Annotated in this window: 20 protein-coding genes; 12 read left to right on the top strand and 8 right to left on the bottom strand. The window is 68.8% G+C overall.

Features of this window, described 5'->3' with window-relative positions:
* Nucleotides 1-131: 131 nt before the first annotated feature.
* Complete coding sequence (locus VN378_RS07015) at nt 132-524, bottom strand: NADH:ubiquinone oxidoreductase subunit NDUFA12 (protein ID WP_325742291.1); 393 nt, start codon at nt 522-524, stop codon at nt 132-134.
* A gap of 207 nt (nt 525-731) precedes the next feature.
* On the opposite strand from VN378_RS07015, the gene VN378_RS07010 reads away from it, so the two are divergent.
* The 3 genes from VN378_RS07010 (at nt 732) to VN378_RS07000 (ending at nt 4,687) form a co-directional block, all read left to right on the top strand.
* Nucleotides 732-3,137 (top strand): TSCPD domain-containing protein, encoded by a 2,406-nt coding sequence (locus tag VN378_RS07010; protein WP_325742289.1) that lies wholly within the window; start codon nt 732-734, stop codon nt 3,135-3,137.
* 63 nt (nt 3,138-3,200) lie between these two features.
* Nucleotides 3,201-3,692: a pentapeptide repeat-containing protein gene (locus tag VN378_RS07005; protein ID WP_325742287.1), complete on the top strand. Its 492-nt coding sequence runs from the start codon at nt 3,201-3,203 to the stop codon at nt 3,690-3,692.
* A gap of 95 nt (nt 3,693-3,787) precedes the next feature.
* On the top strand, nt 3,788-4,687 hold the full coding sequence (locus VN378_RS07000; RefSeq protein ID WP_325742285.1) for a pentapeptide repeat-containing protein: 900 nt from the start codon (nt 3,788-3,790) through the stop codon (nt 4,685-4,687).
* A 62-nt stretch (nt 4,688-4,749) separates the two neighbouring features.
* On the opposite strand, the gene aspS is transcribed toward VN378_RS07000, so the two are convergent.
* Nucleotides 4,750-6,531: an aspartate--tRNA ligase gene (gene aspS / locus VN378_RS06995; protein WP_325742283.1), complete on the bottom strand. Its 1,782-nt coding sequence runs from the start codon at nt 6,529-6,531 to the stop codon at nt 4,750-4,752.
* Between the two features lie 254 nt (nt 6,532-6,785).
* Between aspS and VN378_RS06990 the strand changes: the two genes are divergently transcribed.
* The 5 genes from VN378_RS06990 to VN378_RS06970 all read left to right on the top strand — a co-directional run bounded on the left by VN378_RS06990 (nt 6,786) and on the right by VN378_RS06970 (nt 9,840).
* Complete coding sequence (locus tag VN378_RS06990; protein WP_325742281.1) at nt 6,786-7,469, top strand: chromosomal replication initiator DnaA; 684 nt, start codon at nt 6,786-6,788, stop codon at nt 7,467-7,469.
* 123 nt (nt 7,470-7,592) lie between these two features.
* A complete protein-coding gene (locus VN378_RS06985; protein ID WP_325742279.1) occupies nt 7,593-8,318 on the top strand; it encodes an RNA polymerase sigma factor in 726 nt (241 codons plus the stop codon).
* 49 nt (nt 8,319-8,367) lie between these two features.
* Nucleotides 8,368-8,889: a DUF4142 domain-containing protein gene (locus tag VN378_RS06980; RefSeq protein WP_325742277.1), complete on the top strand. Its 522-nt coding sequence runs from the start codon at nt 8,368-8,370 to the stop codon at nt 8,887-8,889.
* Nucleotides 8,890-8,896: 7 nt separating this feature from the next.
* Nucleotides 8,897-9,235, top strand: coding sequence for a cupredoxin domain-containing protein (locus VN378_RS06975; RefSeq protein WP_325742275.1), 339 nt, complete (start codon nt 8,897-8,899; stop codon nt 9,233-9,235).
* A gap of 161 nt (nt 9,236-9,396) precedes the next feature.
* Complete coding sequence (locus VN378_RS06970) at nt 9,397-9,840, top strand: RcnB family protein (RefSeq protein WP_325742273.1); 444 nt, start codon at nt 9,397-9,399, stop codon at nt 9,838-9,840.
* A 52-nt stretch (nt 9,841-9,892) separates the two neighbouring features.
* Here VN378_RS06970 and gatB read toward each other — a convergent pair whose 3' ends face one another.
* From gatB to VN378_RS06940, 6 genes are read right to left on the bottom strand one after another with little or no spacing between them, the layout of a single operon-like run.
* The gene (gatB, locus tag VN378_RS06965; RefSeq protein WP_325742271.1) at nt 9,893-11,386 is read right to left on the bottom strand and encodes an Asp-tRNA(Asn)/Glu-tRNA(Gln) amidotransferase subunit GatB; all 1,494 of its coding nucleotides are present in this window, start codon (nt 11,384-11,386) and stop codon (nt 9,893-9,895) included.
* A complete protein-coding gene (locus VN378_RS06960) occupies nt 11,379-11,642 on the bottom strand; it encodes a hypothetical protein (protein ID WP_325742269.1) in 264 nt (87 codons plus the stop codon). The genes gatB and VN378_RS06960 overlap by 8 nt, the downstream gene beginning before the upstream one ends.
* Nucleotides 11,642-13,120: an Asp-tRNA(Asn)/Glu-tRNA(Gln) amidotransferase subunit GatA gene (gene gatA, locus VN378_RS06955; protein WP_325742268.1), complete on the bottom strand. Its 1,479-nt coding sequence runs from the start codon at nt 13,118-13,120 to the stop codon at nt 11,642-11,644. Before gatA ends, VN378_RS06960 begins: the two co-directional genes overlap by 1 nt.
* Nucleotides 13,121-13,123: 3 nt before the next feature.
* On the bottom strand, nt 13,124-13,411 hold the full coding sequence (gene gatC, locus VN378_RS06950) for an Asp-tRNA(Asn)/Glu-tRNA(Gln) amidotransferase subunit GatC (RefSeq protein WP_325742267.1): 288 nt from the start codon (nt 13,409-13,411) through the stop codon (nt 13,124-13,126).
* Between the two features lie 55 nt (nt 13,412-13,466).
* On the bottom strand, nt 13,467-14,081 hold the full coding sequence (locus tag VN378_RS06945) for a class I SAM-dependent methyltransferase (protein ID WP_325742264.1): 615 nt from the start codon (nt 14,079-14,081) through the stop codon (nt 13,467-13,469).
* Nucleotides 14,078-14,605 (bottom strand): hypothetical protein, encoded by a 528-nt coding sequence (locus VN378_RS06940; protein WP_325742262.1) that lies wholly within the window; start codon nt 14,603-14,605, stop codon nt 14,078-14,080. The genes VN378_RS06945 and VN378_RS06940 overlap by 4 nt, the downstream gene beginning before the upstream one ends.
* Nucleotides 14,606-14,677: 72 nt before the next feature.
* On the opposite strand from VN378_RS06940, the gene ruvX reads away from it, so the two are divergent.
* From ruvX to pyrC, 4 genes are read left to right on the top strand one after another with little or no spacing between them, the layout of a single operon-like run.
* A complete protein-coding gene (ruvX, locus tag VN378_RS06935) occupies nt 14,678-15,142 on the top strand; it encodes a Holliday junction resolvase RuvX (RefSeq protein WP_325742260.1) in 465 nt (154 codons plus the stop codon).
* Nucleotides 15,142-16,065 (top strand): AEC family transporter, encoded by a 924-nt coding sequence (locus tag VN378_RS06930; protein ID WP_325742258.1) that lies wholly within the window; start codon nt 15,142-15,144, stop codon nt 16,063-16,065. The genes ruvX and VN378_RS06930 overlap by 1 nt, the downstream gene beginning before the upstream one ends.
* Nucleotides 16,066-16,088: 23 nt before the next feature.
* Nucleotides 16,089-17,072: an aspartate carbamoyltransferase catalytic subunit gene (locus tag VN378_RS06925; RefSeq protein ID WP_325742256.1), complete on the top strand. Its 984-nt coding sequence runs from the start codon at nt 16,089-16,091 to the stop codon at nt 17,070-17,072.
* Nucleotides 17,069-18,355, top strand: coding sequence for a dihydroorotase (pyrC, locus tag VN378_RS06920; protein WP_325742254.1), 1,287 nt, complete (start codon nt 17,069-17,071; stop codon nt 18,353-18,355). Before VN378_RS06925 ends, pyrC begins: the two co-directional genes overlap by 4 nt.
* Nucleotides 18,356-18,369: the final 14 nt, after the last annotated feature.

The following is an 18,369-nucleotide window of genomic DNA, read 5'->3' as shown; positions in this document are numbered from 1 at the left end:
GTTCAGGGCCGCGGTCGGGTCCCGAACCGGTACGGCGTCCTGGGGCAGGTCGTTCAGGGCCGCGGCGACGACGGCGCCGGACGCTGCCAGCGCCAGGACCACGCTACCGGCGAGAATGACACCACGCACCGTCACTCCGGGCGCCAGGCTTCATAATCGCCCGTGGCGGCGGGTCGTTTGCCTTCCGAGGCGAGCGACCCCTGCGGACGCCAGGCCATCGGCGTGCCCGTCAGATTGGGCAGATGATCTTCTTCCCACCTGCGGCGCGGCAGCGGATGCTCGGTCGGCAGGTCGTCATAGGTGTAGTGCAGCCAGCCGTGCCAGTCGGGCGGCACCTTGGACGCGTCCGCATAGCCGTTGTAGGTCACCCAGCGGCGGCGGCGGCCGTCATAGCTGCTGGTGTCGCGCGACAGGTAGTAACGGTTGCCGAACTCATCGGTCCCCACGTGCTCGCCGCGCTTGGCGATGGTGAAGAAGGTGCCGATGGTGGCGCCGCTGGTCCAGCCGAAAATCCTGCCTAGCACGTCGGGAAATCCACTCGCGATTCGTCGCAGCGGCGGGTGCCGGCGACCATGCGCGATCATAGAAACCGGCGGGCCTCCCGTCCAGCGCCGTGGAAAGGCGGCGGACCTCAACATCTTGGGGGTAACAAGGGGTCAGCACGCCAGATTTATTGCCGACAACCTCGCAGGACCGCTAGTCTGGCCTAAAGGCCACGCCGAGACCGCCGCATGCGCTTTCCGTTTTCTTCCCACGCCGCCGCCCTGCCGCGGCCCCCGCGCCAGATCGAACGATGCGGGCGCGTCGTCTCGGTCCGCGCTCCTGAAGGCTGGACGGACGTGCAGATCGAAGCCTGGCTGGACTGGGCAGACGCCGAGGGGCTCGCCGGCGGCGACACCGACCCGCTTGCCGAGGCCATGGCTGGCTATGCGGCTTCCCTGCCTGGCGGCGACGCGGTCGAGCTGACGGCCACCCTTTTGCTGGGGCTGGTCTCGCCAGCCCGGTCCGCGCGGATCGGCCCCGAAATCCTGAATCTTTCGGATCCTGGCGCCGGCGCAAGACTGGCGGCGGAAGGCGCCCGACGGCGGGCCGGTCGGCGCGCGTCCGGCGCCATCGAGGCTCTGGCGGGAGCTCTGGCCGCCGTCTCGGACGCGGTGAGCCGGTGCGAAGGCCCCCGAGCCGATTGCGCCGATCCTGCGTCGAATCCGGCGCTGGCGAGGGCGGCCCTGACCGCACGTCGCACCGGAGCGTCGGATGCGGACATCCTTCGCGCGATCGCCGGTGAGCGATTCGACGCTGTTCCCTTGCCGACCCCCGCCCCGCCCCTGATCGTCGCCCTGGCCGATCGCGCGATGATCGCCTCGGGTGCGCCGGACGCCCTTCTCGCAGCCGAAGCCGCTCTGGAAGGTGATCTCCTGCTGACCTTCGAGCCGGACGATGCGGAAAATGCGGCTGGTTCGGCGCGGGCGCCGGCCATAGTCCTGTCTTTGACAAGATTGCGGGCGCTCAGCGGACCTGCTGTCGAAGCCTCCCTGGCCGAACTGGTGCATCTATGGGCGCGCGCCCTGACGGCGAGCGGAGCCTCCTCGATAGCGGTCGGGCTCGGCGGACTGTGCGACCTGGTGCTGAAAGAGGGTCCGGAGAACGCCCTGTCGCGGGCGGCCGAACTGGCCGGGACCGTCACCGCGGCATGCGAGGGCCTCGCCCCGTCCCTGTTCGTCGATGACATCGAGGCGGATCTTCGCCTGGCCCTGGGCCCGCTCGCCGCCACCGAGGTCTGGCAGACCGGCGACGGCGAGATCGTCCGCCGGCTACGGCCCGCGCTGGCGTCGGCGATCCGCCAGTCCGGCGGCGACCTCGAATCGGCCGAGCGGCATCTGTTCGGCCGGCGCAGCCTGGTCGACGCGCCCGGCATCGATCATGCGGCGCTGCGGGCGAAAGGGTTCACCGACGTCGAGCTGGAGGCGGTGGAAGCCGCCCTGGCGCATGTGGACGACCTGGCTGGCGCGATCCGCGTCCCGGTGCTCGACGCCGGGTTTGTGCGCGACGTGCTCGGGATCGAGGCTGCGCCGGACGATCTGCTCGGCCGGTTGGGCTTTCCAGCCGAAGCTGTCTCCCAGGCCCAGGCCTGGGCGTTCGGCGAACCCGACCTGACGGGCTGGATGGACGCCCCGCCCGCGTTGCGGACGGTCCTGGACGATCTGCCGGCCTTCGAATCGAGCCTGCGCGCCGTCGTCGAACAGGTCAGCGCCGCGCCGGATTCCGCGCCGACGAGCATCGACTGGCGGACGACGGCGATGCAGGCCGCGCGATTGCTGGGCGACGCAGCCCGCGACGGACGCCGCGCCATCCGCCTCCAGCGCGCCGTCCCCCCGGCCGACGGCATTCTCAACCTGGTCGAACCGGAGGAAACGATCCGCCAGCGTCGCTGGGAGCCGGAAGCCCGCGCCGTCGAACGCGTGGTCGAGAAGGTCATCGAACGCGACCGCACCCGCCGCAAGCTGCCGGATCGGCGCAAGGGCTATATCCAGAAGGCCGCGGTAGGCGGTCACAAGGTCTATATTCACACCGGCGAATACGAGGACGGCGAACTCGGCGAAATCTTCATCGACATGCACAAGGAAGGCGCCGCCTTCCGCAGCCTGATGAACAATTTCGCCATCGCCATCTCGATCGGACTTCAATACGGCGTGCCGCTGGACGAATTTGTCGACGCCTTCGTCTTCACCCGCTTCGAGCCGGCGGGACGGGTGACCGGCAATGATTCCATCCGCTCGGCGACCTCGATCCTCGATTACATCTTCCGTGAACTGGGCGTGTCCTACCTGGACCGGCGCGAGCTGGCCAATGCAGACGCGGGGAGCCTGAACGCCGACGGCCTGGGATCCGGCAAGGTCGAGGACGGGGAGCCGGAGACCGTGCCGGCGGCCCGCTTCATCTCCAAGGGATTCGCCCGCGGCGCAGCGCCGGACAATCTGGTGGTCCTGCCCTTCGGCCAGCCGCGCGGAACACAGGCGTCGCCGACGGCGGCGACCGAAGCAATCGCCTGCCCGGCCTGCGGGGACTTCACCTTGCAGCAGCGGGGGGCGGGCTGGACGTGCGACACCTGCGGCGCAGCGCCCTCGATGCAGGGTTAGTCAAGGATTATGCGCCATGATGGCCCGTGTCTTGCATATCCGAAGGCGAGACCGGAGCCTGTCATGAAAGCCATCCTGACCTTCACCCTGGCCGCTGTGCTGGCCGCCGCCGCCCTGCCCGCCGCGGCGCAGAACGCCGGCCAGATCGCGCGCGTTCGCGGCGGCGCCAGCTGCGCCGGATGCAACCTGTTCCAGGGTGACTTCTCCCGCCTCGAGGCCCGCGGCCTGAACCTGTCCGGCGCCCGGCTGCGACAGGCCGATCTGAGCCTCGTGGTCATGAACCGCACCCGCTTCTCCAACGCCGACATGCGCGACGTCGAGGCCTATGGCGGTGTCTTTTCGAGCGCGAATTTCTCGGGCGCGAACCTGACAAACGCCAGCTTCGTGGGCGCCTATCTGGACGGCGCAACCTTCTCCGGCGCGACGCTGACGGGCGTCAACTTTTCCGGAGCCTCGCTTCAGCGGGCCTCCGGTCTGACCCAGGGCCGGTTGAACCAGGCTTGCGGCGACGAGGCCACGCGCCTGCCGCGCGGCCTGTCGATTCCCCACTGTTAAGCTGACCGACTGCGGCCCCGGACCTTACCGCGATTTAAGTAGGGTTTGCCGGGGTTTGGCGTCATGACAAGGGCGTGAAACAGCTTGTCGCTCCCATGACCCGCCGCCTCTCCGCCGCCGGCCTCGCGCTGAGCGCGGCCGTCGGCGCCCTCGCCCTCGCCGGCCCCGTCAGCGCCGAAATCCGGCTGCAGATGGGCTTCCAGGACCGCGACGTGGCGCGGATGGTGTCGCTGGGCGGTTCGTGCAACCGCTGTGAACTGTCGGGACGCGACCTGACGGGCGCGGCCTTCACCGGCGCCGTCTTCACCAACGCCACCCTGGTGGGCGCGAACCTGCGCGGCTCCGAGTTGCAGGGCTCCAACTTCTCGGGCAGCGATTTCAGCCGGGCCGACCTGTCCGGCGCCGAGATGACGGGCGCCAACTTCACCGGCGCCAATTTCGCCAACGCCAACCTGTCCGGGGCCGAGGCCATGGGCGCGACCCTGGTGCGGGTCCGGATGGCCGGGGCCGATCTGACGGGCGCCGACCTGACCGGCTCGAACATGAACAGCGCGATCCTGACGTCGGCCGACCTCAGCGGAGCCGAGCTGAACGCCACCACCCTGGCGAACGTCAACGCCCGGTCGGCGGATTTCAGCAACGCCGAGATCGCCATGTCGAACCTGGCCAACGGCGACTTCCGGGCCGCTTCGTTCCGCGAGGCCACCCTGAACGGAGCGAGGCTGACAGGCGGGAATTTCGATGGGGCCGACTTCCGCGACGCCGAAATGAACCGGGCGGATATCCGCGGGGCCGATCTGTCGGGCGCGCGGAGGCTGACCCAGGAGCAGGTCAGCCGGGCCTGCGGCGACGCCGGCACCCGCCTGCCGGGCAATCTGAGTCCGCGCATCTGCCGGGGAATATCCTCGGTCCGCGTTACGCCTCGCGTCCCGGCCCCCCCGCAGCCGCCGGCGCCGCCCCGGGTTCGCAACCTGGTGGTCGCTTCGGGCCGCTGACGACAAAGGCCGCCGTCCCCGGGACGGCGGCCTTCTTCATGTCCGGACTTTCCGGCCACCGGTCAGGTCTTGAGCGGCAGGGCCGCACGGATGTGCAACTCCTTGTACTGACGCTCGGCGGCGTCCGACGGCGCGCTCATCAGCAGATCCTGTCCCTGCTGGTTCAGCGGGAAGGCGATGACCTCGCGGATGGCGACCTGGTTGGCCAGCAGCATGACGATGCGATCGATGCCGGGGGCCAGGCCGCCGTGCGGCGGGGCGCCATAGCGGAAGGCGTTGAGCATGCCGCCGAACTGGTCCTCGACCACCGAGGCGTCATAGCCGGCGATCTCGAAGGCCTTGAGCATGATCTCGGCCTTGTGGTTCCGGATCGCGCCCGAGCACAGCTCATAGCCGTTGCAGACGATGTCGTACTGGTAGGCGAGGACGTCGAGCGGGTCCTTCGTCTCGAGGGCCTCCATCTCGCCCTGCGGCATGGAGAAGGGGTTGTGCGAGAAGTCGACCTTCTTCTCCTCCTCCGACCACTCGAACATGGGGAAGTCGACGATCCAGCAGAATTTGAACTCGTCGTCCGAGATCAGGTTGAGGTCCTGGCCCAGCTTGGTGCGGGCGGCGCCGGCGAATTTGTAGAAGACGGCCGGGTCCCCGGCGGCGAAGAAGGCGGCGTCGCCCTTGCCCATGGCCAGGGATTTCATCAGGGCGTCGGTCGCCTCGGCGCCGAGGTTCTTGGCGATCGGGCCGCCCCAGCCGCCCTGGTCCTCGGACCAGAAGATGTAGCCGAGGCCCGGCTGGCCCTCGCCCTGGGCCCAGGAGTTCATGCGGTCGCAGAAGGCGCGCGAGCCGCCGGTCGGGGCCGGAATGGCCCAGACGGCGTTCTTCGCGTCGCCGGCGAGGATCTTGTTGAACAGGCCGAAGCCGCCGTCGCGGAAATGCTCGCTGACGTCCTTCATCTCGATCGGGTTGCGCAGGTCCGGCTTGTCGGTGCCGAACAGGGCGATGCTCTCGCGATAGGGAATGCGGACGAAGGGATAGGGGTCGACCGTCTTGCCGTCGGCGAACTCCTCGAACACGCCGTGCATGACGGGTTCGATGGCGGCGAAGACGTCCTCTTGCGTGACGAAGCTCATCTCGACGTCGAGCTGGTAGAATTCCAGCGAACGGTCGGCGCGCAGGTCCTCGTCGCGGAAACAGGGGGCGATCTGGAAATAGCGGTCGAAGCCCGAGACCATGAGCAGCTGTTTGAACTGCTGCGGGGCCTGCGGCAGGGCGTAGAATTTGCCCGGATGCAGGCGCGACGGGACGAGGAAGTCGCGCGCGCCTTCGGGCGAGGAGGCCGTCAGGATCGGGGTCTGGTACTCGAGGAAGCCCTGCTCGACCATGCGCTGGCGGATCGAGGAGATGACGCGCGAGCGCAGGACGATGTTCTTGTGCAGGGTCTCGCGGCGCAGGTCGAGGTAGCGGTGTTTGAGGCGGATGTCCTCGGGGTATTCGGGCTCGCCGAACACCGGCAGCGGCAGTTCGGCGGCCTCGGACAGGACCTCGACGCCGGTGACGCGCAGCTCGATCTCGCCGGTGGGCAGGTTGGGGTTCACCACCGAGGCCTCGCGGGCCACGACCTCGCCGTCGACGCGGATGACGCTTTCGGCGCGCAGGCGCTCCACGGCCTCGAAGCCCGGCGTCTCGGGGTGCAGCACCAGCTGGGTCAGGCCGTAGTGGTCGCGCAGGTCGATGAACAACAGGCCGCCGTGGTCGCGCTTGCGGTGCACCCAACCGGACAGGCGGACATTGGAGCCCGCATCGGTCAAACGGAGGGCGCCGCAGGTGTGGGAGCGGTAGGCGTGCATGGTCGGTACGTCTTGGATTGTGGGCCGCGAGGGCCGCAATTCGGGAGGCCGGAAGGGCGCATCATCGCCCCGGAAAGTCAAGGTTTGCCGGATCGCCGCGCGCCTGTCCTCCCTGTCCTCCAATTCCTTCCCGGGCGTCTCTGAATTCCTCCGGTTTTCGTGGTCGAATTCCTCGTCCGGTCCTCCACAGCCGAAACCCTTTGTCCACCGACCGGGAAGGAACCCGCGCCGTGGTCTGCTATAGCTGTCCCAATATGACCGCCCGCCCAACCGCTCCCGACCAGATGCGACTGCCGCTGCAACGCGACCTGCCCGAGGGCGCAGAGGGCTTTGTGGTGTCCGACTGCAATCGGGCGGCGGTCGAGGCCCTGGAGGATTGGCCGAACCTGATCGGGGGGGTGATGGCGATCTGCGGCCCGGCGGGTTGCGGCAAGAGCCGGCTGGCGCAGATCTGGGCCGAGCGCGTCGGGGCGGTGGCCCTGCACGGGGCCGAGGCGGCGCTCATCGATCCGCTGGAAATCGAGGGCCGGCCCGTGCTGCTGGACCGGGCGAAGGACATTGACGACGAGACCCTGTTCCACCTGATCAATCTGGCCCAGGCGCCCGGCGGAGCCCTGCTGATGGTGGCGCGGTCCGCGCCGTCCAGCTGGACGGTCGCCCTGCCCGATCTGCGGTCCCGGCTGGACGCGGTCATCAGCGTGCCGATGGAGGCGCCTGACGACGCCGTACTGGCGGCCATGCTGGACGCCCGGTTCGCGGAACGCGGCATCCGGCCGCAGAAGGACGTCATCCCCTATCTGCTGCGCCGTATCGACCGGTCCGCGGCGGCCGCGGCGGCCGTGGTGGAGACCCTGGACGCCCTGCACAAGCCGGTGACGCGGGCGCTGGCGCGGGAAGTGGTGGATGACGGACATGAGACGTCCGATCTCTTCGACTAGTTGCTGGTCACCTTCGCGCCTTCGCCAAGCCCGACAGGGCCGCCCCGATTCGATCGCCCGCCGGCGCGCGGGAACCTTGCGCCAGGCGCCGCATCCAACGGATGGAAGAGCCGGGAGCACCACATGCGGAACCTGAGACAGGCTGATCACGACAAACTGGACGAGGCCGGACTGGTCCGTCTGGCCCAGGCCGGCGACGGGGAGGCTTTCCGGGTCATCATGACGCGTGGCAACCAGCGCCTGTTCCGGGTGGCGCGCGGCGTGGTCCGTGACGACAGCGAGGCTGAGGACGTGCTGCAGGAGGCCTACGCCCGCGCCTTCGCGGCCATCGGCGGATTCCGCGGCGAGGCCGGGGTGATGACCTGGCTGACCCGTATCGTGCTCAACGAGGCCCGCGGCCGGCTGCGGCGGCGGCGGCCCATGGTCCAGCTCGACCAGATCGAGGCGGCCCAGATGGACGACGCCCGGGTGATACCCTTCCCGAACGCCTTCGGCAGCGCCAGCCCCGAGGCGGACGCAGCCCGCGCCCAGATCCGCGGCCTGATCGAGCACGCCGTCGACGATCTGCCCGAAGCCTTCCGGATGGTCTTCATCATGCGCGACATCGAGGAGTGCAGCATCGAGGAGACGGCGGCCACGCTCGATCTGAAACCCGAGACCGTGAAAACCCGGCTGCATCGCGCCCGGCGAATGTTGCGCACGGCGCTGGACGCCCGCCTGGCCAGCACCATGGTCGAAGCTTTCCCGTTTCTGGGCGCCCGCTGCAACCGGATCACCGAGGCCGTGCTGGCCCGGTTGGCGGCCGAGGGACATCTGGTCCGGTCGTCGGGAACCTCGACGGGGATGTGACATCCAATCGGAAGCGGCCGGATCCCCGGCCGGTTTCCAAGGAGTCCCCATGTTCAGAACCCTCATTGTCGCCGGCGCCCTGGCGCTGGCCCCGATCGCGGCTTGCGCGGCCCAGGACGCCGGGCCCACCGATCCCCAGATCGCCCACATCGCCTATACCGCCGGCCAGCTGGATGTCGCCGCCGCCCGACAGGCGCTGAAGAAGTCGACCAATCCCGAGGTTCGCGCCTTCGCCGAACTGATGGCGCGCGACCACGCCGCCGTGAACGACCAGGCCGTGGCGCTGGTGACCCGGCTGCAGGTGACGCCCGAGGCCAATCCGACCAGCGCCGCCCTGACCGAGGCCGCCGCCGCGACCCACACGCGGCTGGAAGCGCTGGACGGCGCGGCGTTCGACGCGGCCTATGTCGCCAACGAGGTCGCCTTTCACCGGACGGTCAACGGTGCGCTGAGCGAAACCCTGATCCCGCAGGCCGACAACGCCGAACTCAAGGCGCTGCTGGAGACCGGGCTGAGCCTGTTCCGGTCGCATCAGACCCATGCCGAACACCTGGCTGCATCGGTCCGGTAGGCCCGTCATGAAAACCGACCATCCGACGCGCCGCGCGGTCCTTCTGACCGTCGCGGCCTCGGCCGCCGCCGCCGCCCTTCCGGCGGCGGCGCGGGCGAGAACCCACACCATCGTCATGGAGAAGATGCGGTTCGGGCCGTCGCCGGCCGGCGTTCGGGTCGGGGACACCATCGTATGGATCAACCGGGACCTGTTTCGCCACACGGCCACGGCGCGCGATCGGTCCTTCGACATCGATCTGGCGCCCGGAGCCAGCGGACGGACCGTGATGCGGCGGGCGGGGAGTCTTCCCTACATCTGCCGCTTCCACCCCGGCATGACAGGGCGATTGACGGTCTCGGCCTGATCTGGAGCGAAGCAGGTCAGCCGGGACGGCTGGCCTGCTTCGCTTAACGACTTGTTCACCATGGGTTCAGGCAGACAGGCGCAGTCTTTCAGCCTTGTCGGGTCTCACGTCGCGGCTCCGATGAAAGGCGAACCGCGGCTCCGCACGAAGGAGACGTTCAGATGACGAAACACCTGATGATCGGCGCCCTGGCCCTGGCGGCCCTGACCGCCCTGCCCGCCGGCGCCTCGGCCCAGTCATGGGGCTATGGCGACCGCGACCGCGACGGCCGCTACGAGCGCTGGGAACGCCGCGCGGACCGCAACCGCCATGACGGCGGCCGCTACACCGACCGCGAACGCCATAACGACTGGCGCCGCGGGCGGCGCGACCAGTGGCGCGACCGTTACGACCGCCCGCCCTATGGCCATGCCTACGGCTATCGCCGCTGGCATCGCGGCGCGGTCATTCCTCATGACTATCGCCGCAGCTGGTACGTGGACGACTACCGCCGCTACGGCTGGCGTGCGCCGCCGCGGGGGTATGGCTACTACCGGACCGATACTGGCGACATCGTTGTCGCAGCCATCGCGACCGGGGTGATCCTGTCACTGCTGAACGACTAGGATCGAGCCTGATGAAAGAGCCCGCCCGGAGCGATCCGGGCTGGTTTTTTCACTAGAGCCCCAGCTTGGCCTTGAGGATGTCGTTCACCGCGGCCGGATTGGCCTTGCCGCCGGTGGCCTTCATGACCTGGCCGACGAACCAGCCGAGGGACTGGGGCTTTTCGGCGACGCCGGCGGCCTTGTCGGGATTGGCGGCGATGATCTCGTCGATGGCTTTCTCGATCGCGCCGGTGTCGGTGACCTGTTTGAGGCCGTGTTTCTCGACGACCTCGGACGGGCTGCCCTCGCCGTTCCAGACGTGGTCGAAGACTTCCTTGGCGATCTTCGACGAGATGACATTGGTCTCGATCAGCTCGACCAGCTGGGCGACGTGGGCGGCCGGCAGGGTGTTTTCCGAGAAGTCGCGGCCGTCGGCGGCCAGACGGGCGGAAATCTCGTTGGTGACCCAGTTGGACACCAGTTTCGCGTCCCTGCCCTTGGCGGCGGCCTCGAAATAGTCGGCCTTGGCCTGTTCGGAGATCAGCACCACGGCGTCGTATTGCGACAGGCTGTAGTCGGCCATCAGCCGGCGGCGTTTCGCGTCCGGCAGTTCCGGCAGGGACGCCTTGATGTCGTCGATCCAGGCCTGTTCCAGCTCGAGCGGCAGCAGGTCGGGGTCGGGGAAGTAGCGATAGTCCATCGCCTCTTCCTTGGAGCGCATCGAACGGGTCTCGCCGGCCGTCGGGTCGTAGAGACGGGTCTCCTGATCGATCTTGCCGCCGTCCTCGAGGATCTCGATCTGGCGCCGGGCCTCATGGTTGATGGCCTGGGAGATGAAGCGGAACGAGTTGACGTTCTTGATCTCGCAGCGCGTGCCCAGATGGCTGAAGTCGCGGGTCGCCTTGTATTTGGCGTACTGGCCCTCGCGGCAGACCGAGACGTTGACGTCGGCGCGCAGATTGCCCTTTTCCATGTCGCCGTCGCAGGTGCCGAGGTAGATCAGGATGGTTCTGATCTTCTTGACGTAAGCCACGGCTTCTTCGGGGGAACGGATGTCCGGACGCGACACGATCTCCATCAGGGCGGTGCCCGCGCGGTTCAGGTCGACGTAGGACTCGGTCGGCGACAGGTCGTGGATCAGCTTGCCGGCGTCCTGTTCCAGGTGCAGGCGCTCGATGCCGACGTTGAAGAAGGAGCCGTCCTCGGCCTCGACCTCGACGACGCCCTCGCCGACGATGGGGAAGTAGAGCTGGCTGATCTGATAGCCGGTCGGCAGGTCGGGGTAGAAATAGTTCTTGCGGTCGAACTGGCTGCGCTTGTTGATCTGCGCATTGAGGCCGAGGCCGGTGCGGACGGCCTGTTCGACGCAGTATTTGTTCAGCGTCGGCAGCATGCCGGGGAAGCCGGCGTCGACCAGCGACACCTGCTCGTTCGGCCCCGCGCCGAAACCGACGGCGGCGCCCGAGAACAGCTTGGCCTTCGACGCCACCTGGGCGTGGATCTCCAGCCCCATGACGATTTCCCACGGGCCGGTGCGGCCGTGGATGAGTTTGGAGGTGTCAGTCATCTTTGGTTCTCGAGGCCGTCTTGAGGGAGGCGCGTTCATTTGCAAGCCGGCGGGCGCGTCCGTGGGTCCAGAGCCTCCAGACGAGAAGAAGCGTCAGGGCGAGGGAGACGGCAAACGACGCTCCCAACGGCAGGACCGCGTTCCCATGCTGGTCAGGAGCGAGCATGAGCCAGCCCAGACCGACTGTCCCCAGCGTGACGACAGGCAGGACGACCCAATAGACCGCCATGAAACCCGTGCTGAGCGCGCGCTTCATCACCACCACTTCTCAGGCCTGGCGACAAACCCCGCCGCATCCTCCAGCGCGCTCGCCACCTGGAAGACGGTCGCCTCGTCCAGCGCCTTGCCGATGACCTGGAGGCCGAGCGGCAGGCCGCCCTTGTCGAGGCCGGCGGGGACCGAAATGCCCGGCAGGCCGGCGAGGTTGGCGGTGACGGTGAAGATGTCGTTCAGATACATCTGCAGCGGGTCGATCTGCCTGTCGCCGATCGCAAATGCCGCTGACGGCGTAGAGGGCGTCAGGATGGCGTCGACCCTGCCCCAGACGGCGTCGAAATCCATGGCGATGCGGCGGCGGACCTTGAGCGCCCGAACGTAGTAGGCGTCATAGAATCCGGCCGACAGCACATAGGCCCCGATGGTCAGGCGGCGCTGGACCTCCTTGCCGAAGCCCTCGGCGCGGCTGGTCTCGTAGAGATCGGTCAGGGACGTGGTCCCCTCGGCGCGGTGGCCGAATCGCATGCCGTCATAGCGGGCAAGGTTGGACGAGGCCTCGGCCGGGGCGATGATGTAATAGGCCGGCAGGGCGTACTTCGTGTGCGGCAGGCTGATCTCGACGATCTCGGCCCCGCCGGCCTTGAGCCATTCCACGCCCTGGTCCCACAGCGCCTGGATCTCGGCGGGCATGCCGTCGACGACGTATTCCTTCGGCACGCCGATGCGCAGGCCCTTGACGCCCTTGTTCAGGGATTGCGTCCAGTCGGGGGTCTCGACGTCGAGGCTGGTGGAGTCCTTCGGGTCGAAGGAGCACATCGAGCGCAGCAGGATGGCGGCGTCCTCGACGGTTTTGGCGATCGGGCCGGCCTGATCCAGCGAGCTGGCGAAGGCGACCATGCCGAAGCGGCTGGCGCGGCCGTAGGTGGGCTTCATGCCGACGGTGCCGGTGAAGGCCGCGGGCTGGCGGATCGAGCCGCCGGTGTCGGAGGCGGTGGCGGCCAGGCACAGGTCGCCGGCGACGGCCGAGGCCGAGCCGCCGGAGCTGCCGCCGGGGGTCAGGTCGGCGTTTGAAGTCGTTGACTTCCATGGGTTCACGACCGGACCGAAAGCGCTGGTCTCGTTCGACGAGCCCATGGCGAACTCGTCCATGTTGAGCTTGCCCAGCATGACCGCGCCGTCGCGCCACAGGTTCGAGGTGACGGTGGACTCATAGGGCGGGACGAACCCGCGCAGCATGTTGGAGCCGGCCGTGGTCTGGACGCCGTCGGTGCAGAACAGGTCCTTGATGCCCAGCGGCGCACCTTCGAGGGCGCCGCCCTCGCCTTTCGCCAATTTGGCGTCGGAGGCGCGCGCCATGGTGAAGGCCTTGTCCGTGGTCTGGACGATGTAGGCGTTGAGGCGCGGATTGGCGGCGTCGATGTTGGCGACGAAGGCTTTCGTGATCTCCTCGGAGGAGAAGTCGCGGGCCTTGAGGCCGTCGAGGGCGGCCTTGAGGGTCAGTCTGGTGAGGTCGGACATCGGCTACTCGACCACCTTGGGGACGACAAAGAAGCCGTCGGCGGAGCGCGGCGCATTGGACAGGACGTCGGCCACCTTGCCGCCGTCGGTGACGACATCGTCGCGCAGGCGAAGGGGCTGGGCCACGTTGGAGGTCATGGGCTCGACGCCCGCGACATCGACCTCGTTCAGTTGCTCGATCCAGGCGAGGATGCCGTTCAGCTCCCGGGCCAGAGGCTCGAGACGTTCCTCGGGGGTCTTGATGCGGGCGAGGTGGGCGACCCGCCTCACCGTCTCTGCGTCGATAGCCATCGGGGCTCCAGCGGCGAACGTGAAGGGGCGGGATTAGCGGGCCGGGTCCCGAATCTCAAGAACGGTGCGCGATTACGGTGATCCAGTCGGCTTCCCGGCCATGGAAGAGCGATCGCCACTCCACAACGAGGCCGTGGCGAGACAGGCCGTCGATCATGTCAGCCTCGCGCCAGCGCACGACCTGATAGGCCCCTGATGATCCGACCGTGGTCTCCTCGCCCTCGCCCTCCTGGAAGGACATCAGCAGCGTTCCGCCGGGACGTAGCGCCGCCGCGATCCGGCCGATCACCCCCTCGACCAGGTCGCGCCCGACATGCTGGATGACATAGAGGGCGACGACGCCGTCCCACGGCCCCCCCAAGTCGCCGGTGATCAGATCCAGTGGTTCGACAGCCCGGCCGCGTTCGCGCTGAAAGGCGATGAAGCCTTCGGAGAGGTCGGTCCGCCGGACCCGTAGTCCCATGCCCTCAAGCCGGTCGGCGTCCCAACCGGGGCCCGAAGCGACCTCCAGCACCCGGCCGCCGGGCCCGACCGAGGCGACGAGCCGTTCCAGGGCCTCGACATGGTCCGGCGTCGGCGCATGATCGGTCTCCGCCGCATAGCTCGCGGCGCAGGCGTCATAGCCGGCGATCGTCGCCCGGTTGCGGGCCAGATCGTCGGATGCGCTCACCGGGCCGGAGTGACAGTCACAGTGGCCGGAGCGGAGCCGTCGGCCGCCACCGCCCAGCCGACAATGACGCGGCGGGTGCGCTCGCCCATCGCGCCGGAAGCCTGATCCATCGTGCTTTCCCTGAGCTCGAGATCGACGCGACCCGGAGCGTCCGACAGGACGCGATATTCGAGGAAGTCCCCCAGGCGGAAGACGCGCCAGCCCTCCGCCGGGTCCTGGTAGAAGGCCACATAGGTGTAGAGACCATTCATTGCGGGGTCGCCGCCGGCCGTGCCGAACAGTTTGACGGTCCGGCCGCCCTGCCGGGCCAGCGGGTCGAGGCTGACGACCGACGCGGCCTGCTGCGCGTCGGGCGCTGTTTCGGGCTGCACCGTCGCGGCCGGGCCCGAGGCGGCGAGCGGTGCGGCGACGGGCGCCGTAGTGGCCGCCTGTTCAGCGGCCGGGACCTCGGCCTTGCGACTTTCGACCTGGGTGTCGCAGGCGGCGAGGCCGAGCACGGCGACAAGGAAGGTGACTGGCTTCATCGGATGTTCCCCCATCAACGATAGTCCACCTTGCACTTTGACAGCGCGGCTCGCCAGTCCTACCGCCAAGCTGTGACAGTTCTATCGCTCGAAGACCTCGCCGCCTCGACGCCGCCCGGCACGCCATGGCTGGGGCTGGACCTCGGCGAGAAGACCATCGGCGTGGCGGCGTCCGACGTCACCCGCATGATCGCCAGTCCGCTGTCGCTGATCCGCAAGACGAAATTCACCGACGACGCCCAGGCGGTGCTGAAACTGATGGACGGCCGCAAGGCCTCCGCGCTGGTGATCGGCCTGCCGCTGAACATGGACGGAACCGAGGGGCCGCGGGCGCAGTCGTGCCGGGCGTTCGCCCGCAATCTGCAGCGCATCCGCGCGGTGCCGGTGGCCTTCCAGGATGAGCGGCTGTCGACCAGCGCGGTCGAGCGCTTCCTGATCGGAGAGCTGGATCTGACCCGCAAGCGCCGCGCAGACGTGGTCGACCGCACCGCCGCCGCCTGGATCCTGCAGGGCGCGCTGGACCGGTTGCGCGGCTGATGGGCGGGCTGATCGCGGGCGTCGTCCCGGTCTTCGTGCTGATCGCCATCGGCTACGGGCTGCGCAAGTCCGACTTTCTGCCCGATGCGACGTGGCGGCCGATCGAGAAGCTGTCGATCCACCTGCTCTATCCGGGCTTCCTGATCCCGGCGATCTGGAACGCCGACATTTCCGGCGGCGGCGCGGGCGCGGCGGGGGCGGCCTCGGTGACCTCGGTGCTGATCATCGCGACGCTGACATTGCTGCTCAAGCCGCTGATGAAAATCGACGGCCCGGCCTTCACCAGCGTCTTCCAGGGGGCGATCCGGTGGAACAGCTTCGTCTTCCTGCCGGTCATCCAGTCCGTCTACGGGCCCGACGGGCTGGCGCTGGCCGCCGTGGTGATCGCGGCCATGATTCCTGTGACCAATATCCTGTGCGTGGTCGTGCTGGTGCGCTGGGGCGCGGATCAGCGCGAGATGTCGGTCTGGGCGCTGACGCGGGCTATCCTGTCCAACCCCATACTGCTGGCCTGCCTGATCGGCCTGGCGCTCAATCTGGGAGGCGTCCCTCGCCTGCCGGGGATTTCGAACACGCTGGAACTGCTGGGCGGCGCGGCCCTGCCGCTGGGCCTGATCGTGGCCGGCGCCGGCCTGAGCTTCGCGGAGGTGGCGCGGCGCAGGATCACCATCGGGGCCGTCTCATTCGTGAAACTGGTCGTCACCCCGCCGCTGATGTGGGGCCTGTGCGTCCTCTACGGCGGCGACGAGACGGCCCAGGGGATCGCCCTGCTGTGCGGCGCGGCGCCGGGAGCGGCGGCCAGCTACATCCTCGCGCGGCAGATGGGCGGAGATGCGCCGCTGATGGCCGGAATCGTGGCGCTGACCACGGTGGGAAGCGCCTTGAGCATTCCGATCCTGCTGGCGCTATTCCATCTGGCCTAGATGCGCCCTATAGGCGGGCCTCGATGAGCCAGCCTGCCGCCCTCACCGATCTGATTCTCGAGCGGCTGGCGCCGTTCCCGCGCAGCCATTTCCTGTCCGCGGGCGATCTGAACGCCGCGACCACGCCGCCGCTGCTGGATCTGGCCGACGCCTTCGTCGACTTCAACCGCCAATCCTCCAAGTCGCTGGACCTGATGCGCGGGCGCACGGTCATGAACCTGTTCTTCGAGAATTCGACCCGCACCAGCGCCTCGTTCGAAATCGCGGCCAAGCGACTGGGCGCCGACGTGACGGCCCTGAGCCCGCGCACCTCGTCGGTGACCAAGGGCGAGACCCTGATCGATACGGCGGCGACGCTGAACGCCATGAAGCCGGATGTGCTGGTGGTGCGCCACGGAGCCTCGGGCGCCGCGGCCCTGCTGGCCCAGAAGGTCGGCTGCGCCGTGGTCAACGCCGGCGACGGACGCCATGAGCATCCGACCCAGGCCCTGCTGGACCTGCTGAGCCTGCGCCGGGCCTTCGGAGACGTGGGCGGACTGACGGTCGCTATCTGCGGCGACATCGCCCACAGCCGGGTGGCGCGGTCCAATGTGTCGATGCTGTCGATGATGGGCGCGCGCGTGCGGCTGATCGGGCCGCCGACCCTTGTGCCCGGCGACGCCGACCGCTGGGGCTGCGAGGTCTTCCACGACATGCGCGAGGGGCTGAAGGGCTGCGACGTCGTGATGATGCTGCGCCTGCAGCTGGAGCGGATGGAGGGGGCGCTGGTGCCGTCGACCCGCGAGTATTTCCGCTTCTGGGGTCTGGACCGTGAGAAACTGTCCTGGGCCAATGCGGGGGCGAAGGTCATGCATCCCGGACCCATGAACCGGGGCGTCGAGATCGACTCCGACGTGGCCGACGACCTGACCGTCTCCCTGATCCAGGATCAGGTCGAGATGGGCGTCGCCGCGCGGATGGCGGTGCTGGCGGCCCTTTCGGCGCGGCTGGACGGAGACGCGGCATGAGCGCGATCGCCATCGTGAATGCGCGGCTGCTGGACCCGGCCAGCGACTATGACGGTCACGGCTCCGTGCTGGTCGAGGACGGCCGCATCACGGAGGTGATCCACGGCGCCGGCGCGGTTGCGCCCGAGGGCGTGACGGTCGTCGATGCGGGCGGCCTGTGCCTGTCGCCGGGCCTGATCGACATCCGGGTCAAGACGGGTGAACCGGGCGCCGAGCCCAAGGAGACGCTGAAGTCCGCCAGCCTGTCGGCGGCGGCGGGCGGGGTGACCACCATCGTCATCCAGCCCGACACAGATCCGGCGCTGGACGATCCGGCGATGATCGAATTCATCCAGCGGCGCGGCGCGGCCCTGGGCCTCGTCAACGTCCGGGCGGCAGGCGCGGCGACCAAGGGTCGCGACGGCGTCCGCATGGCCGAGATCGGCCTGATGGACGAGGCCGGCGCCCTGTATTTCACCGACGTCGACCGCGTCATCGCCAACACCCGGACGCTGCAGCGGGTGATGAGCTACGCCGCCGCCTTCAACGCCCTGATCTCGTGCCGTCCGGCCGAGCCGTGGTTGAGCGAGGGCGCGGTGGCGACCTCGGGCGAACTGGCGACGCGGCTGGGTCTGGCTTCGGCTCCGGCCATCGCCGAACGCATCCAGCTGGAACGCGACCTGGCGCTGGTCGAACAGACGGGCGCGCGCTTCCTGGTCGACCAGATCTCGACCGAGGGCGCGCTGGAGACTCTGGCGCGGGCGCGGGCCAGGGGGCTGGAGGTCGCCGCCTCGGTGTCGATCAACCATCTGTGCTTCAACGAGATCGATATCGGCGACTATCGCACCTTCTACCGGCTGGATCCGCCGCTGCGTCCCGAAAGCGACCGGCAGGCGCTGATCGAGGCCGTGCGCGACGGCCTGATCGACGCCATCACCAGCGCCCACGCCCCCGCCCCGGCCGAAGACAAGCGCCGGCCCTTCGCGGAGGCGACGCCGGGCGCGGTCGGGCTGGAAACCCTGCTGCCGGCGGCCCTGTCGCTGCACCACGAGGACGGGCTGGACCTGCTCGACATCCTGCGGCCCATGACCCACGGCCCGGCGATCCTGCTGGGGCTGGAAGCCGGGGTGCTGGCGGCCGGGGCGGCCGCGGACCTGATCCTGTTCGATCCCGGCGCGCCGGTGGTCGTCGACGCCGACGCCCTGAAGTCCAAGTCCAAGAACTCCCCGTTCGACGGACGGCGGCTGCAAGGCCGGGTGTTGCTTACCGTCGTCGGCGGACGCATCGTCCACGACGCACGCTAAGAGGGAGCGAATCA

It is taken from the genome of Brevundimonas sp. (assembly GCF_035561115.1).
Classification (GTDB): domain Bacteria; phylum Pseudomonadota; class Alphaproteobacteria; order Caulobacterales; family Caulobacteraceae; genus Brevundimonas.
Note: the sequence above shows the minus strand (reverse complement) of the source record. Positions and strands in the feature narration are given on the sequence as shown.

What these genes read in the sequence shown, in the direction of transcription:
- VN378_RS07005 (WP_325742287.1), top strand. Translation starts at nt 3,201, where the DNA reads ATGAAAGCCATCCTGACCTTCACCCTGGCCGCTGTGCTGGCCGCCGCC.
- VN378_RS07010 (WP_325742289.1), top strand. Translation starts at nt 732, where the DNA reads ATGCGCTTTCCGTTTTCTTCCCACGCCGCCGCCCTGCCGCGGCCCCCG.
- VN378_RS06970 (WP_325742273.1), top strand. Translation starts at nt 9,397, where the DNA reads ATGACGAAACACCTGATGATCGGCGCCCTGGCCCTGGCGGCCCTGACC.
- VN378_RS06980 (WP_325742277.1), top strand. Translation starts at nt 8,368, where the DNA reads ATGTTCAGAACCCTCATTGTCGCCGGCGCCCTGGCGCTGGCCCCGATC.
- gatA (WP_325742268.1), bottom strand. Translation starts at nt 13,120, where the DNA reads ATGTCCGACCTCACCAGACTGACCCTCAAGGCCGCCCTCGACGGCCTC.
- gatB (WP_325742271.1), bottom strand. Translation starts at nt 11,386, where the DNA reads ATGACTGACACCTCCAAACTCATCCACGGCCGCACCGGCCCGTGGGAA.
- VN378_RS07000 (WP_325742285.1), top strand. Translation starts at nt 3,788, where the DNA reads ATGACCCGCCGCCTCTCCGCCGCCGGCCTCGCGCTGAGCGCGGCCGTC.
- VN378_RS06940 (WP_325742262.1), bottom strand. Translation starts at nt 14,605, where the DNA reads ATGAAGCCAGTCACCTTCCTTGTCGCCGTGCTCGGCCTCGCCGCCTGC.
- VN378_RS06985 (WP_325742279.1), top strand. Translation starts at nt 7,593, where the DNA reads ATGCGGAACCTGAGACAGGCTGATCACGACAAACTGGACGAGGCCGGA.
- VN378_RS06990 (WP_325742281.1), top strand. Translation starts at nt 6,786, where the DNA reads ATGACCGCCCGCCCAACCGCTCCCGACCAGATGCGACTGCCGCTGCAA.
- gatC (WP_325742267.1), bottom strand. Translation starts at nt 13,411, where the DNA reads ATGGCTATCGACGCAGAGACGGTGAGGCGGGTCGCCCACCTCGCCCGC.
- VN378_RS06975 (WP_325742275.1), top strand. Translation starts at nt 8,897, where the DNA reads ATGAAAACCGACCATCCGACGCGCCGCGCGGTCCTTCTGACCGTCGCG.
- VN378_RS06930 (WP_325742258.1), top strand. Translation starts at nt 15,142, where the DNA reads ATGGGCGGGCTGATCGCGGGCGTCGTCCCGGTCTTCGTGCTGATCGCC.
- VN378_RS06925 (WP_325742256.1), top strand. Translation starts at nt 16,089, where the DNA reads ATGAGCCAGCCTGCCGCCCTCACCGATCTGATTCTCGAGCGGCTGGCG.
- VN378_RS06960 (WP_325742269.1), bottom strand. Translation starts at nt 11,642, where the DNA reads ATGAAGCGCGCGCTCAGCACGGGTTTCATGGCGGTCTATTGGGTCGTC.
- aspS (WP_325742283.1), bottom strand. Translation starts at nt 6,531, where the DNA reads ATGCACGCCTACCGCTCCCACACCTGCGGCGCCCTCCGTTTGACCGAT.
- pyrC (WP_325742254.1), top strand. Translation starts at nt 17,069, where the DNA reads ATGAGCGCGATCGCCATCGTGAATGCGCGGCTGCTGGACCCGGCCAGC.